The organism is Cyanobium sp. ATX 6F1 (genome assembly GCF_024346315.1).
In the GTDB taxonomy this organism is placed as follows: domain Bacteria; phylum Cyanobacteriota; class Cyanobacteriia; order PCC-6307; family Cyanobiaceae; genus ATX-6F1.
Map to the genome: position 1 here is coordinate 195030 of NZ_JAGQCS010000003.1, position 14943 is coordinate 209972.

Here is a 14943-nt window from a genome sequence, read left to right on the forward strand (position 1 = left end):
GGACCCTCAGGGCACCAGGTTCACGAGTTTGCCGGGCACCACGATCACCCGACGGGGGGGCTGGCCCTCCAGCCACTTGAGGGCCACGTCGCTGCCGAGGGCCAGCCGTTCCAGGGTGGCGGCATCGGCATCGGCCGGCACGGTGAGGCTGCCGCGCACCTTGCCCTTCACCTGAATCACCAGTTCAAGGCTGTCGCGCACCAGGGCGCTGCCATCGGCGCTGGGCCAGCGTTGCTGGTGCACGCTGCCGCCGCCCCCCAGCTTCAACCACAGCTCCTCGGCCAGGTGGGGGGCGAAGGGGGCCAGCAGCACCACCAGGGCGTGGAGGGCTTCCTGGGCCACGGGTTCACCCACGCTTTCCAGGCCCCCCGCCATGGCATTGCTGAGCTTCATCAGCTCCGAGACGGCGGTGTTCAGCTGGTAGGCGCCATCAGCCAGGTCGTGGTCGATGGCGGCAATGGCGGTGTGGACCGCCCGGCGGAGCTCCTGTTCCTGGGGGGTCAGATCGGCTGATCCGAGCAAGCCTGGACCCGACGGACGGGGTGCAGCCTCCAGGCTCAGGCCTCGTTCCACGGCCCCCTCCACCAACCGCCAGAGCCGTTGCAGAAAGCGGAACTGACCCTCCACGTCGGCGTCATCCCACTCCAGATCCTTCTCGGGAGGGGCTTTGAACAGAATGAACATGCGGGCCGTGTCGGCGCCGTAGCGGTCGATCACCACGGCTGGATCGACGCCGTTGTGCTTCGACTTCGACATCTTTTCGTAGAACACTTCCAGCACCTCGCCCGTGAGCGGGTCGCGGGGGTCGCTGGGGTCGGCCACCTCCGCCGGAGGGATGTACTTGCCGGTGTGGGGATTCTTGTAGGTGATCCCCTGCACCATGCCCTGGGTGAGCAGGCGCAGGAAGGGCTCGTCGAAGCCCAGCAGGCCCCGGTCCCGCAGCACCTTGGTGAAGAAGCGGGAATAGAGCAGGTGCAGGATGGCGTGCTCGATGCCGCCCACGTACTGATCCACGGGCAGCCAGCGGTCGGCGGCCTCACGCCCGAAGGGCAGGGACGTGTTGTGGGGGTCGCAGTAGCGCAGGTAGTACCAGGACGAGCAGATGAAGGTGTCCATGGTGTCGCTTTCGCGCCGGGCAGGGGCCCCACAGCTGGGGCAGGGCACCTCGGCCCAGTCCTTGAGCTGGGCCAGGGGTGAGGCGCCCTTGCCGCTGAAGGCGACGTTCCGCGGAAGCTCCACCGGCAGCTGCTCCTCGGGCACGGGCACCACACCGCAGTGGTCGCAGTGGATCACTGGGATCGGGCAGCCCCAGTAGCGCTGACGGGAGATCAGCCAGTCGCGCAGTCGGAACTGCACCCGGCCCTGGCCCCAGCCCTGCTGTTCCGCCAGGGCGATGATCCCGGCCTTGGCCTCCTTTGAGGGCACTCCATCGAAGGCACCGGAGTGGATCAGCACACCGGCTTCGGTCCAGGCACCGCCCTCGAAGGCGTGTTCATCCGCGCCGGCGGGCACGATCACCTGCCGCACCGGCAGCTCGTAGCGGCGGGAAAACACAAAATCCCGCTGGTCGTGGGCCGGCACTCCCATCACCGCCCCGGTGCCGTAGTCGGCGAGCACGTAGTCGGCGATCCAGAGGGGGATCGTCTCGCCGTTGAAGGGGTTGCGCACCGAGGTCCCCAGGGGGATCCCCTGTTTGGGCTTGTCCTCGGCGGTGCGCTCCTGTTCGCTCTGTCGGCTCACACGGTCTTGGAAGGCGGCCACGGCAGGCTCCTGTTCAGGGATGGTGAGTGCTGCCACCAGGGAATGCTCGGGCGCTAGCACCAGGTAGCTCACGCCAAACACCGTGTCGGGGCGGGTGGTGAACACCGTGATCGCCTCGCCGGTTTCGGCACCTTCCCCATCCAGTACGGGGAAACGCAGTTCGGCCCCCACGGAGCGGCCGATCCAGTTGGCCTGCATGGTGCGCACACGCTCCGGCCAGCCCTCCAGCAGTTTGAGGTCGTCGAGCAGGGCATCGGCGTAGTCGGTGATCTTCAAGAACCACTGGCGCAGCTTGCGTTTCTCCACCAGGGCACCGGAGCGCCAGGAGCGCCCCTCCCCGTCCACCTGCTCGTTGGCGAGCACGGTCTGATCGATCGGATCCCAGTTGACCGTGGCGTCCTTCTGGTAGGCCAGGCCCCCATCGAGGAACTGCAGGAACAGCCACTGGGTCCAGCGGTAGTACGTGCTGTGGCAGGTGGCCAGCTCCCGATCCCAGTCAATCGAGAGTCCCAGCCGCTGCAGCTGGCGGCGCATCTGGGCGATGTTGCTGTCGGTCCAATCCCCCGGGTCGATGCCCCGTTCGATCGCGGCGTTCTCCGCCGGCAGGCCGAAGGCATCCCAGCCCATCGGGTGGAGCACCTGGCGACCCCGCAGCCGCTGCACCCGGGCGATCACATCGGTGATCACGTAATTGCGCACATGGCCCATGTGCAGGTTCCCCGACGGGTAGGGAAACATCGAGAGGGCGTAGTACGGGCTCTCTCCCGGTTCCGGCGTGGCGTGCAGCCGCTGCTCCTGCCAGCGGGCCTGCCAGCGCTCCTCGATCGCCTGGGGCTGGTAGCGGGAAGGGTCGGTCACGGCCATCGCTCGGCCGAGGCCGCCAGGATTGGGCCACAGCTCACGCCCGTGATGGTGCCACAACCCGATGCGCCCCATGTTGGCCCTGGGATCAGCCCAAGGAACGGATCACGGTCACGGAGAGGCGCTGGATCAGCACCGGATCGCTGTCGTTGGGGAGGCGCAGGGCAAGAAATTCCACGTCCTGCCAATCCAGGAGGCCGTCGAGTTTGGTGCCGTCGTGGAGCTGCACCTGCACCGCCGTCTTGGCGCGAATCCAATTCTGCAGTTGCCTTACACCCGGTAGGGAGGTGTCCAGGAGGGCCAAGGCTGGTTCAATCGGCACCTTCCTAAGATGCCATCCCTTGGCAGAAAGGGCGAGTTCGGTGCTCCAGTTCAGCAAATACCAGGGATTGGGCAACGATTTTCTGCTGCTGGATGGCCGCACGGAAACCGATCCCGCCTTCTGCTTCGGCCTCACCCCTGAGTTGGTGCGGCAGCTCTGTGATCGCCGCTTCGGTGTTGGAGGCGATGGGATCATCCTGGCCTTGCCGCCCAGGGAGGGCGGCGAGCTGCGCATGCGCATCTTCAACGCCGATGGCACCGAGCCTGAGATGTGCGGCAACGGCATCCGCTGCCTGGCCCGGTTCCTGGCTGACAGCGACGGTGACGCCCCGGGGCGTACCTGGCAGGTGGAGACCCTGGCCGGTCGGATCGTGCCCGAGCTTCAGGGCGATGGCGGCGTGCGCGTCGACATGGGCGAGCCGTTCCTGGTGCCCTCGGAGGTGCCCACCCTGCTCTCGGTGGGAGCGGCCGGCCTGCCCCAGGGGGAATTTGAGCTGGAGGGTGAGCGGTTCGCGGCGGCGGCCGCCGGCATGGGCAATCCCCACGTGGTCGTGCCCGTGGCCGATGTGGCGGCCATCCCGCTGGAGCGTTTCGGTCCGCTGCTTGAGCACCATCCCAGTTTCCCGGCCCGCACCAACGTTCATTTCGTCCAGGTGCTGAGCCCCACCCACCTGCGCCTGCGGGTGTGGGAGCGGGGGGCGGGTCCCACCCTGGCCTGTGGCACCGGAGCCTGCGCCGCTCTCGTGGTGATGCATCGGCTCGGGCTGTGTGAGGCCGCCGCCCGTCTTGATCTGCCCGGCGGTCCATTGCAGATCTCCTGGGATCCCTCCAGCAACCACCTGTTCATGACCGGTCCGGCGGAGCTGGTCTTCGATGGCGTACTGGCCACCGAAGAGCACGAGATGCGGCCCCTGTGGGAAGCCCCAGCGATCTCTGAACTCCCGGAGCCCCCGTCGGTTGACTCTGCTGCTCCTTCTCCCGTCTCAGCCGCGGATGCTCCCTGCCAAGATCCGGCCTCGGTCGTTGCTCCACCCGACATTCAATGTGCCGTGGTCTGCGTGCAGGGCTGCGTCCGCCCGGAGGCCTGCGCCAGTGCCGAGGCCCGCTCGCGGGTGGCCGCCCTGCTGAGTGAGCGTTCCCTCGATGATCTGGTCGCCTTGGCCAGCAGCTCCCTGGAGTCCCGCAGCCGCTCCCGTCAGGGGCCCGGCGGGGCACCCCTTGAAGGCCCTTGAGCGCCCCCTTGGTTGATCGGGCCAGTGTCTATCTGGATGCCTGCGCCACGGCGCCACCGGCGGACTCGGTGCTGGAGGCGATCGCCAAGGCCCACCAGGAGGCCTGGGCGAATCCATCGAGCCTGCATGGTTTCGGTCTGGCGGCTGCCGATCGCCTGGAGCGCAGTCGGCTGGCCATCGCCACTGGGCTCGGCTGCGACCCAGCTGAGCTCACCTTCTGCTCCGGTGGCACCGAAGCGGCCCAGGCCGCCCTGCTGGGGGCAACGGCCCATCTGAACCCTGGGCGGCTGGTGATCTCGGCCGTGGAGCACCCCGCCGTTGCCGCCGCCGCCCGGCGGCTGGAGCGCCAGGGATGGGAGCTGGCGTTCTTGCCGGTGGATCGTTTCGGCCGGGTTGACCTGAGCGCCCTGGAAACCCTTCTGGAGCCCCCCACCCGGCTGGTGTCGGTGATCTGGGGTCAGAGCGAGGTGGGCACCCTGCAGCCGATCGAGGCCATCGGTGAGCGCTGCCGCGCGGCGGGCGTGTTGTTCCATACCGATGCGGTGCAGGTGGTGGGTCACCGGCCGATCAATCTCAAGACACTGCCGGTGGATCTGTTCAGTTTCACGGCCCACAAGTTCCAGGGCCCCCGGGGCATCGGCGCGCTCGTCGCTTCCCCTGGCCTGCGCTTCGCACCGCTCGTCGATGGCGGCAGACAGGAGGCCGGACGGCGCGGCGGCACCGAAGCCGTGGCCCTGGCGGCGGGCTTTGCCGAGGCGATGGCCCTGGCGAACGCTCGCCTGGCCAGCCATGGAGGTGATCCGATCCAACCGCTGCGGGATCGCCTGCTGGCGGAGCTGCTGGCGATCCCTGGCCTCGAGCTCTCCGGCTGCCCTAGCGAGCGGCTGCCCCATCACATCAGTCTGTTGGTGTCATTTCCAGGAGGCGAGCCACTGCCAGGTCGTCGCCTGGTGGAGGAGCTCTGGCGTGAGGGTTATGCGGTCAGCAGCGGCACCGCCTGCAGCAGTGGTCTGGCGAGCGCCAGCCCCGTGCTGATGGCCATGGGTGTGGAACCGGCCCGGGCCGCCTCGGCCCTGCGCATCAGCCTCGGGCCCTGGCTGCGGGACGAGGATCTGTCGGGTTTCGCGCTGGCCCTGGGGCGGGCCCAGGCGGCCGTGGCCGCTGGGTAAGGTCCCCGTCAGGGCATCGCCTTGGCGCCCCCATTCCGTCGAGCCTCGTTTCATGGTGCTTCCCGCCGATCTGCGCGCCGCCGAGGCCCAGGCCCTGGCCGCCCTGGTCCAGGCTCTGGGCGCCCGCGCCGGCGGTCGCTGGACCGTGGAACTGCGCTTCGAGGGACTGCGGCTGCTGCCCGTGGCTCTGCGGCTGCTGAATGCACTCAATAGGGTGGAACCCAGGGCCACCCTCGTGTTCACCGATGCCGGCGCCGCTGCCCTGGCCCGCCGGGATGCTCCGGATCAGGCCGATCGGCTGACCAGCCTCAGTGACCGCCAACGCCTGCAGAGGCGGGCCGCCGAGACCGGTGACGCAGCGGCTGACGATGGGGTGCTGGTGCTGGCGGCCCCATCCCAGGCCGAGTACAGCGAGGTGGAGGAGATCTGTCAGGCGCACCGTGGCGCCGTGGTGTTGCTCAACGGCCGTCTGGAGGATGCCGCCATCGGCATCGGCAGTGTGGCCCGGGAGCGCCGCCGTGGCTTCCTGGCCACGTGGGAGTCGGCCTACGCCCTGATCCCCCGCGGCGCCTCCGCCCTGCGGCGCAGCTTCCCGGACTCCTGGGAGCTCTACCGCCAGGACCCCGACGGGTTCCGGCTGGCCAGCCGATTCGAGACCAAACCCGACCCGGAGGAGATCGATCAGGCCCTGGCCGCGGAGGGTCAAGGCCTCGATGTGGCCGCCGGCCTGGGGGCCCTCGATCGTTTCATCGAGGGCCTGCGCAACTGAGCGGGGGCCATCTGGCCCCCTGGTGTGGTCGGGGGAGTCTCCGTACACTTCAGCGTCTGCTCAAGCGCCATGGCTGCCCAGCAATCGAACCGCCGTTCCATCGGTTTGGTGGACATCGGCGCTGCGCTCGCCGTGGTACTCGCCGCGGTGGGGGTGATCTGGAGCCCCAAACTCAGCGGTGCGGTCGCCAAGGCCACCGGAGCGCTCAAGCCGATCACGGTGACCGTCGATGTGCGGGGCATCCCAGCCGCCGACCCCGCCGCCTTGATCGCCGCCGCCAAGCAGAAGGGCAGCCTCAACATCGTGATTCGCAACCAGCCCCACGGCAGCGTCACGGTCAAGGATGTCACCCCCCTGCCCCGCCGCATTTCCACGATCACCCCGGCTGGTCGGGTGATCACGGTGGATGACCCCAACCAGAGGGTGTTCAGCACCCTTGATGCCCGTTTCCTGCTCCAGGGCCAGGGTCAGATCACCAAGGAGGGTGTGGAGTTCGGGGGGCAGGGCATCAAGGTGGGAACCCCGATCGAACTGGATGACAACCAGTTCCGGGTCTCCGGCACGGTGACCAGCCTGAAGGTGGGGTCCTGAAGATGGTGACCTCCCCTCGGCCGGCCCTGCTCGCGACCCTCGCCACGGCGCTGATCACCCTTCCTGCCCCCCCGATGCGGGCCCAGGACCAGGCCATTCCCCTGGCGTCACTGCCTCCCGCCCCACCGCCGGTGGGGCTTCCCCAGCTGCAGAGCCTGGCCAGTTGCCCGGGTCTCCAGCAGCGTCTTCTGGCCACCGTCGGCGGGGAGTCGTCGGTCTGGAGTGTGACCGTGGCCGATGGCGGCGGTCGCCTTCTGGCCGATCTCAACGGCCAGCGGCCGCGCATCCCCGCCTCCAATCAGAAACTGATCAGCACGGCCTATGCCCTCGATCGGCTGGGCCCCGATTTCCGCCTAAAGACCCAGCTCTGGCGCCTGGGCGATGGCACCCTGCGCCTCACGGGATCGGGCGACCCCGATCTCGGCCTCTCCCAGCTGCAGCGTTTTGCCAAACTTGCTCTCGGTTCTGGCGGTAGCTCCAGCCCGGCGCCTTCCCTGGTGCGGCTGCAGCTGGCTGAGGAGCCCACTCCCAACTGGTGGCCCCAGGGTTGGCAGATGGGTGATCGCGCCGAGGCCTACGGGGCGCCGATCACCCGCCTGGCCCTGACCAGCAATGCGATCGAGATGGCGATCCCGAATCCGGTCGGACGGCTGCAGCGCCTGCTGCAGCAGGAGATGGCCCGTCAGGGGGGCAAGGCCGTGCAGATTTCACTCGTGCCCGCCCAGGCCAGCGCCACGGGCGACATGGTGCTGCTGCACGAGGAGCCCTCGGCGCCCATGCACGATCTGCTCAGCCTGGCCAACACCGAAAGCCACAATTTCACGGCCGAAGTCCTGCTTCGTTCCGCCAGCGGCACCTGGAACCTGGCCACGGCCCGGCAGCTGGAGATGCAGTGGCTGTACCAGCAGGGTCTGCCCATGGCCGGTGTCTCCGTGGCCGATGGCAGCGGCCTCGACCGCGCCAACCGTGTCACCAGCCGGTTGCTGGCGGCCCTGCTGGTGCGCATGGCCCAGCACCCCTATGGCGCCAACTACCAGGCCTCGATGGCGATTGCCGGGCGCCGGGGGACCCTGCGTCACCTGTTCATCGGCACCCCGATCGAGGGCCGATTCCGTGGCAAGACCGGCACGATTTCAGGGGTGCGCTCCATCTCCGGTGTGCTCGACACCGTTGATGGACCCCGCTACGTGAGCATGATCTCCAACGGTGCCTCGGCGCCGAACACCACCATCGGGCGGATCCTCACCCAGGTGCAGAACGTCAGCCTCTGCCAGCCGCCTGCCTGAGACGCTCGGCGGCCCGGCGGGCCCGGCTGATCGGCACGGTGTTGCCCTTGGTGCCGCGCGGCTCGACCACGGGCTCGGAAACGGCGGCGGGATCGACGGACTGCAGCCGCACCAGTTCACGGCGGCCACCTGAAACCACCTTGCCGAGATCCTGGAGGCGTCCTTCCAGTTCCCCCAGCACCTGTTCGGCGTAGCGGTTGGCGCCCTCCTGCACCGCGGCGGCCTCCTGGCGGGAGCGGCTGATCAAGGCCTCGCACTGCTGCTGGCTCTGCTGACGGAATTGCAGGGCATCGGCGTGGAGGCGCTCCGCCTCCGCCTGGCTCTCACGCTGAACGCGCAGGCATTCCTGACGAACCTGGTCAAGTTCCTGCAGGCTCTGCTGGCGGGAGCGCTCGTGCTGTTCCACCAGCTGGCGCTTGATTTCGACGTAATCCTGGTCAAGTTGCTGACGCCGCTGCAGCGACTCCTGTTCCAGCTGCTGACGCCGGGCACTGAACAGCTGCTCCATCTGGGCGAGCCGGGCCTGGTGTTCCTGTTCGGCCTGGGCCACCTGCTGGCGGGTCTGGAGCAGCAACTGTTCGCATTGCTGGCGGGCCTGCTCCCGCAGCTCACCCACCTGGCGCTCGGCTTCCTGGCGCACGGAGGCCGCACTGATCAGCTGCTCCCGCTGCAGCCGTGCCTGGCTGAGGATCTCTTCGGCCTGCTGGCGGGCCTGACTGATGAACGTGTCCCGCTGGCGGATCAGCTCATTGGCCTGGGTGAGCTGCACCGGCAGCGCTTCCCGCAGGGCATCGATCACCTCGATCGCCTCCTGCTCGTTCACCAGTCGCCCTCCACTGAAGGGGATCCGGTTGCCATCAAGCACCACCTCTTCGAGCTGATCAAGCTGATCCAGCACGGTCAACCTGGTCTCGGTCATCTCAGGCGCTCGGGGTTGTTCGATTAAAGAGCCTGGCGAGATCATCCGCCACTCCCGCCGGCACCATGTGGCGCACGTTGCCACCGAAACGCGCCACCTCCTTGACCACCGAGCTGCTCAGGAAGCTGTGCTGGGCTGAGGTGGCCATGAACAGGGTTTCCACCTCCGGGGCGAGGCTGTGGTTGGTGTGGGCGATCTGAAGCTCGAACTCGAAGTCGCTCAGCGCCCGCAGGCCCCGCAAAATCACCATGGCGTCGCAGCGGCGGGCGAACTCCACGGTGAGGCCATCGAAGCTGCTCACCTCCACCCCCCGCAGGTGGGCGGTGGCCAGGCGGATCTGCCCCAGCCGCTGGTCGAGGGGGAAGCTTGGGGTCTTGCCGGGGTTCTGGAGCACCGCCACCACCACGCCACCAAACAGACGCACGGAGCGCTCGATCAGATCGAGGTGCCCCAGGGTGAGCGGATCGAAACTTCCGGGATAGAGCACCTTCATGGCGCTGATCCTATGGAGCCCCGGCAGACAGGCCGCAGGGGTCTTCTGCCTAGAGTTGAGGGAGATCTGCTGCCGCAGCCATGGCCCTTGATGCCGCCGCCAAGAAAACCCTGCTGCGCAAGATTCCCCACGGGCTGTTCATCTGCGGCGTCGCCGAAGGGGAGCAGGTCAACGGCTTCACCGCCAGCTGGGTGACCCAGGGCTCCTTCGAGCCGCCGCTGGTGGTGGTGGCCGTGCGTTCCGACTCCACCAGCAACGGCATCATCCAGCGCACCGGCCGCTTTTCCTTGAATGTGCTGGCGGCCGATCAGAAGGACCTGGCGGCTGTGTTCTTCAAGCCCCAGCAGGGCATCGGCGGCCGCTTCGAGGCGGCCCCGTTCCAACTGGGGGAGCTGGGGATGCCAATCCTCGATGACGCCCTCGGCGCCGTGGAATGCGAGCTGGTGGGTCAGGTGGCCCACGGTGATCACACGGTGTTCGTGGGCGAGGTGAAAAGCGCCCTGTTGCACCGCGAGGGCGAGGCCCTGGAGCTGTCGGCCACGGGCTGGTCCTACGGCGGTTGAGTGTGGCCGGCACGCTGCGGCCGCTGCTCCAGCACCCCGAGCGGCTGGAGCTGAGGCTCAAGGAGTTGCCGGCTGAACCCGGTTGCTATCTGATGCGCGATGGCGACGACCGCATCCTTTACATCGGTAAATCGAAGAGCCTGCGCAGCCGCGTGCGCAGCTACTTCCGCGACTCCCACGATCTCAGCCCGCGCATCGCTCTGATGGTGCGGCAGGTGGTGGAGATCGAGTTCATCGTCACCGACAGCGAGGCGGAAGCGCTGGCCCTGGAGTCGAATCTGATCAAGGCCCATCAGCCCCACTTCAACGTGCTGCTGAAGGACGACAAAAAGTACCCCTACCTCTGCATCACCTGGAGCGAGCCCTACCCCCGCATCTTCATCACCCGCCAGCGGCGTTTCCGCAAGCCCCTGGACCGTTTCTATGGACCCTATGTGGATGTGGGTCTGCTGCGCCGCACCCTGGCCCTGGTCAAGCGTGTGTTTCCGATGCGCCAGCGACCCCAGCCCCTCTACCGGGAGCGCACCTGCCTCAACTACGACATCGGCCGTTGCCCGGGGGTCTGCCAGCAGAAGATCAGCCCCGACGACTATCAGCGTCTGCTGCGCAAGGTGGCGATGATCTTCCAGGGCCGCAACGATGAGTTGCTGGAGCTGCTCACGGCCCAGATGGAGCGCTACGCCGAGCGCCTTGACTTCGAGCAGGCGGCCATGGTGCGTGACCAGCTGCAGGGCCTTGAAAACCTCACGGCCGACCAGAAGATGAGCCTGGGAGATAGTTCCGTCTCACGGGATGTGATTGCCCTGGCCTCCGATGAGCGCGTGGCGGCTGTGCAGCTGTTTCAGATGCGCGCCGGCAAGTTGGTGGGCCGGCTGGGCTACACCGCCGACGCCAGCATCGCCACGGTTGGGGAGATCCTGCAGCGGGTGATCGAGGAGCACTACGGCCAGGTGGAGCCGGTGGAGATTCCGCCCGAGGTGCTGGTGCAGCATGCCCTCCCCCAGCACCAGCTGATCGCTGACTGGCTCGGGGAACGGCGCGGCCGCAAGGTGAGCCTGCAGCACCCCAAACGCCAGCAGAAGGCCGACCTGGTGGAGCTGGTGGAGCGCAACGCCGGCTTCGAGCTGGCCCGGGCCCAGCGCACGGCCGAGCAGCATCAGCTGGCCACGGAAGATCTGGCGCAGTTGCTGGAGTTGCCCGTGCCGCCCCGGCGCATCGAGGGCTACGACATCAGCCACATCCAGGGCAGCGATGCGGTTGCGTCACAGGTGGTGTTCATCGATGGGCTGCCGGCCCGCCAGCACTACCGCAAGTACAAGATCCAGAGCACCAGCATCACGGCCGGCCACAGCGACGACTTCATGGCCATGGCCGAGATCATGCGGCGCCGCTTCCGCCGCTGGGCCCAGGCCAAGGCCGAGGGAGCCAACCTGGCGGAACTGCGGCGATCCAGCCAGAGCGCCCTCCACACCGGCGGCCTCAATGACTGGCCCGATCTGGTGATGATCGACGGCGGCAAGGGTCAGCTCTCCGCCGTGATGGAGGCCCTGCGCGAGCTTGACCTCCACGAGGAGCTGGTGGTCTGCTCGCTGGCCAAACAGCGGGAAGAGGTGTTCCTGCCCGGGGCCAGCCAGCCCCTGGAGAGCGAAGCCGAACAGCTGGGGGTGCTGCTGCTGCGTCGTCTGCGCGATGAGGCCCACCGCTTCGCGGTCAGCTATCACCGTCAGCAGCGCGGTGAGCGCATGAAGCGCTCGCGGTTGAGCGAGATCCCGGGGCTCGGTCCACGGCGGGTCAAGGACCTGCTGGCCCACTTCCGCTCGATCGATGCGATTCAGCTCGCCAGCCTCGAGCAGATCGCCGCCGCACCTGGAGTGGGGCCGGCCCTGGCCCTTCAGATCCGGGGCTACTTCCACCCCGAAGAGGAGGCGGGGCAGGAGGCCGAGGCCAGCTAGTGCAGGGAGTCAGCCCATGGTCACGAATTCCTCGGCCACGCTCGGGTGCAGGCCCATGGTGCGATCGAAATCGGCCTTGGTGGCCCCCATTCCCAGGGCGATCGCCGCCATCTGGATGATCTCGGCGCTGTGCTCCCCGACCATGTGGGCCCCCAGCACGCGGTCGCTGGCGGCCTCCACCACTAACTTGAGCAGGCAGCGGGGGCCGCGCTTGGGCAGGGCCAGGGCCAGGCTGCGAAACCGCGCCCGGTGCACGCGTATCGCGCTCTCCCCGTGGAGCCGCTTGGCCTCCTCCTCGCTCAGGCCAACGCTGGCCAGTTCCGGCTGCGAGAACACGGCGCTGGCCACCAGGCGGTGGTCGGTGCGCCGGGGCTTGCCACCGAAGACGGAATCAGCGAAGGCGCGCCCCTCATCGATCGCCACCGGAGTGAGATTGATGCGGTCGGTCACATCCCCCACCGCATAGATGTGGGGCACGTTGGTGCGCTGGTCGGCGTCGACGGGGATGCGGGCCCCTTCCTGGTGAACGCCAGCGACCTGCAGCTGCAGGCTTTGGGTGTTGGGGTCGCGGCCGGTGGCCATCAACACGGCGGCGGCCGGATGGGAACCACCGGCGGAGTCGACCACGGTCAGGTCGCCCGGCTGGCCGTCGATCCTCATGGGCTCCAGTCCAAAGAGCAGCTCCACCCCCAGTTCCTCCATGCCCTCCCGCACGGCATCACTGAGCTCCCGATCGAAGCCCGCCAGCAGGTGGTCCCGGCGCACCAGCTGGGTCACCTGGACCCCGAGACCCACAAGGATGCAGGCGAATTCGCAGGCGATGAAGCCGGCGCCCACGATCAGCACCGAGGCTGGCAGGTCCTCCTGCAGAAACAGGTCGTCGCTGACCCAGGCCAGCTCCGCCCCCGGAATCAGCGGCCGCCGTGGCCGCCCGCCGACGGCGATCAGGATCCGCTCGGCCTCGATGCGCTGCTCTCCGCCAGCGCCCGCCACCAGCAGGTGATGGGGGTCTTCGAAGTGGGCAAAGCCGCGCATCAGTTCCACCCCGGCCTTCTCCAGAAAACCCACATGCAGGGCATCGAGGCGGTCCACCTCGGCGCGCACGCTGGCCAGCAGCTTGGCGGGGTGGCAGCGCACCTCCCTCAATTCCCAGCCGAAGCTGGCGGCATTGGCCAGGGTCTCGCGGTAGGCCGATCCGTACACCAGCAGCTTCTTGGGGACGCAGCCACGGATCACGCAGGTGCCGCCAACGCGGTCGCCTTCGATCAGGGCCACCCGGGCCCCATGGGCCGCCGCCCGCTTGCTGGCGGCCAGCCCCCCGGAGCCCGCCCCGATCACGACCAGATCCCAGTGTTCGGCCATGGCGGCAGCCTCCGTCTCTGGGCCGAGCATGTCACGGCTCAACAAGGGGAGTGGCCCCCTTGACAGGACGCCTTCTCGGCTGGATCTTTGGCCTCCTTCCACCAGATGTCCAGGCCATGGCCTCCCCTGCCACCACGGGTAGTGCTGATCGTGCCAATGGCCGCGCCGGCGGGGAGTGGGGGCTGGTGCTGGATCTCCCCGCCGATCTGCTCGCCGCCATGGAGGGGTTCCTGCACAGGCGACCTGGCCTTGACACCAATCAGCTGCTTCAGACCGCCCTGGCCCAGTTCCTGGTGCAGCAGGGCGCAGCCCAGCCCGTGGTGCGGGAGCTTTACCTTGATGGCCTGTTCAACATGCCCTGACCATGCCGCTGGCCCTCCCCCCCGAGGCCTACCTGTGGTTCAAAACGCTCCACATCGTTGGCGTGGTGGTCTGGTTTGCGGGGCTGTTCTACCTGGTGCGACTGTTCATCTATCACGTCGAGGCCGAGGAGCTGCAGGACCCTGTGAGGGGTGCGTTCAAGGCCCAGTACGCCCTGATGGAGCGGCGGCTGGCCAACATCATCACCACCCCGGGCATGGTGGTGGCCGTGGCGATGGCGGTGGGGTTGCTGGTGGTGCAGCCGGCCTGGCTGCACCAGAGCTGGATGCACGCCAAGCTTGCGTTGGTGGTGGCCTTGCTGGCCTATCACGCCTTCTGTTATCGCCTTATGGGCCAGCTCAGGGCCGGGACCTGCCGCTGGGGGGGCAAGCAACTGCGCGCCCTCAACGAGCTGCCCACCTTGATGCTGGTGCTGGTGGTGATGCTGGTGGTGTTCAAGGGCCAGTTCCCCACGGGCGCGGCCACCTGGTTCCTGGTGGCGTTGGTGCTGGCGATGGCCGCCTCGATCCAGTTCTATGCCCGCTGGCGGCGCCTGAGGGCCGAGCGGGAAACCCTGGCCGCCGGTGGTTGAGCCCCGCCCCACGGTTGCGTTGAGTGGCCCCCGGCGCCCGGGCGCTCCCCATCCCCTGGCGGCAGTGCTCGAGCAGGTCACGGCCGAGAGTTGCCCGGCGCGGTTCAACTTCCACTGCCACACCACCTGCAGTGACGGCAGCCTGCGACCCGAAGCCCTGGCGCGCCAGGCGATCGACCGTGGGCTGGAGCATTTCGCCGTCACCGACCACCACAGCCTTGGGGCCCATGGCCCGATTCAGCGTCAGTTGGAGCAGCATCGGCAGTCCGGTCAGGCGGTGCCGGTGCTGTGGACGGGGGTGGAGATCAGCTGTCTGTTGGAGGGTTGTCTCGTGCACGTGCTCGCCCTGGGTTTCGAGGCGGGCCACGGCGCGCTGGAGCCCTACCTCCAGGGGACGGCCGTGGTGGGCCAGGCCCTTAGGGCTGAGGCCGTGCGCGAAGCGATCACCGCCGCCGGCGGCCTGGCCCTTCTGGCCCACCCAGCCCGCTATCGGCTGCCCCACCAGCGCCTGATCGCCGCTGCCGCCGCCCTCGGATTCGATGGGGCGGAGGCCTGGTACGACTACGGCATGGAGGGCCGCTGGTCGCCCACGCCCGTGGTCTGCAACGCCATCGATCGTCAGTTGGCTGATCTCGGACTTTTGCGTAGTTGCGGTACCGATACCCATGGATCGGCCCTCGACGGCCGCTAGGGTTTGATCACGCTTTCCTGA

General features: G+C 68.1%; 15 protein-coding genes. 10 read left to right on the top strand and 5 right to left on the bottom strand.

Annotated elements, in window-relative coordinates; genetic code table 11:
• Positions 1-6: 6 nt before the first annotated feature.
• Entirely contained in the window at positions 7-2625 is a 2619-nt protein-coding gene (gene leuS, locus KBZ13_RS06145; RefSeq protein ID WP_255007442.1) for a leucine--tRNA ligase, read from the bottom strand.
• Positions 2626-2710: 85 nt separating this feature from the next.
• A complete protein-coding gene (locus KBZ13_RS06150; protein ID WP_255007444.1) occupies positions 2711-2926 on the bottom strand; it encodes an Hfq-related RNA-binding protein in 216 nt (71 codons plus the stop codon).
• A 58-nt stretch (positions 2927-2984) separates the two neighbouring features.
• Here KBZ13_RS06150 and dapF point away from each other — a divergent pair, with 58 nt between their 5' ends.
• From dapF to dacB, 5 genes are all read left to right on the top strand, one after another.
• A complete protein-coding gene (gene dapF / locus KBZ13_RS06155) occupies positions 2985-4175 on the top strand; it encodes a diaminopimelate epimerase (protein WP_255007446.1) in 1191 nt (396 codons plus the stop codon).
• The gene (locus KBZ13_RS06160; protein WP_255007448.1) at positions 4172-5344 is read left to right on the top strand and encodes a cysteine desulfurase family protein; all 1173 of its coding nucleotides are present in this window, start codon (positions 4172-4174) and stop codon (positions 5342-5344) included. The genes dapF and KBZ13_RS06160 overlap by 4 nt, the downstream gene beginning before the upstream one ends.
• A gap of 52 nt (positions 5345-5396) precedes the next feature.
• Positions 5397-6113 carry a DUF1995 family protein gene (locus tag KBZ13_RS06165; protein ID WP_255007450.1) on the top strand — a complete coding sequence of 239 codons (717 nt, stop codon included), beginning with the start codon at positions 5397-5399 and terminating at the stop codon, positions 6111-6113.
• Between the two features lie 69 nt (positions 6114-6182).
• On the top strand, positions 6183-6704 hold the full coding sequence (locus tag KBZ13_RS06170; protein ID WP_255007452.1) for a DUF4330 domain-containing protein: 522 nt from the start codon (positions 6183-6185) through the stop codon (positions 6702-6704).
• Between the two features lie 2 nt (positions 6705-6706).
• Positions 6707-7990, top strand: coding sequence for a D-alanyl-D-alanine carboxypeptidase/D-alanyl-D-alanine-endopeptidase (gene dacB, locus KBZ13_RS06175; RefSeq protein WP_409995617.1), 1284 nt, complete (start codon positions 6707-6709; stop codon positions 7988-7990).
• Here the strand turns inward: dacB and KBZ13_RS06180 are convergent.
• Positions 7965-8909: a hypothetical protein gene (locus KBZ13_RS06180; protein ID WP_255007453.1), complete on the bottom strand. Its 945-nt coding sequence runs from the start codon at positions 8907-8909 to the stop codon at positions 7965-7967. The genes dacB and KBZ13_RS06180 overlap by 26 nt on opposite strands.
• 1 nt (position 8910) lies before the next feature.
• Entirely contained in the window at positions 8911-9402 is a 492-nt protein-coding gene (coaD, locus tag KBZ13_RS06185) for a pantetheine-phosphate adenylyltransferase (RefSeq protein WP_255007455.1), read from the bottom strand.
• An 80-nt stretch (positions 9403-9482) separates the two neighbouring features.
• On the opposite strand from coaD, the gene KBZ13_RS06190 reads away from it, so the two are divergent.
• Together KBZ13_RS06190 and uvrC are read left to right on the top strand one after the other, a co-directional pair.
• Positions 9483-9965, top strand: coding sequence for a flavin reductase family protein (locus KBZ13_RS06190; protein WP_255007457.1), 483 nt, complete (start codon positions 9483-9485; stop codon positions 9963-9965).
• On the top strand, positions 9962-11917 hold the full coding sequence (gene uvrC, locus KBZ13_RS06195) for an excinuclease ABC subunit UvrC (protein ID WP_409995618.1): 1956 nt from the start codon (positions 9962-9964) through the stop codon (positions 11915-11917). The genes KBZ13_RS06190 and uvrC overlap by 4 nt, the downstream gene beginning before the upstream one ends.
• A gap of 9 nt (positions 11918-11926) precedes the next feature.
• On the opposite strand, the gene gorA is transcribed toward uvrC, so the two are convergent.
• Positions 11927-13279 carry a glutathione-disulfide reductase gene (gorA, locus tag KBZ13_RS06200; RefSeq protein ID WP_255007743.1) on the bottom strand — a complete coding sequence of 451 codons (1353 nt, stop codon included), beginning with the start codon at positions 13277-13279 and terminating at the stop codon, positions 11927-11929.
• A gap of 116 nt (positions 13280-13395) precedes the next feature.
• Between gorA and KBZ13_RS06205 the strand changes: the two genes are divergently transcribed.
• From KBZ13_RS06205 to KBZ13_RS06215, 3 genes are read left to right on the top strand one after another with little or no spacing between them, the layout of a single operon-like run.
• A complete protein-coding gene (locus KBZ13_RS06205; protein WP_255007461.1) occupies positions 13396-13641 on the top strand; it encodes a DUF2811 domain-containing protein in 246 nt (81 codons plus the stop codon).
• Between the two features lie 2 nt (positions 13642-13643).
• Positions 13644-14231: a protoporphyrinogen oxidase HemJ gene (hemJ, locus tag KBZ13_RS06210; RefSeq protein WP_255007462.1), complete on the top strand. Its 588-nt coding sequence runs from the start codon at positions 13644-13646 to the stop codon at positions 14229-14231.
• Between the two features lie 19 nt (positions 14232-14250).
• A complete protein-coding gene (locus KBZ13_RS06215) occupies positions 14251-14922 on the top strand; it encodes a PHP domain-containing protein (protein WP_255007464.1) in 672 nt (223 codons plus the stop codon).
• Positions 14923-14943: the final 21 nt, after the last annotated feature.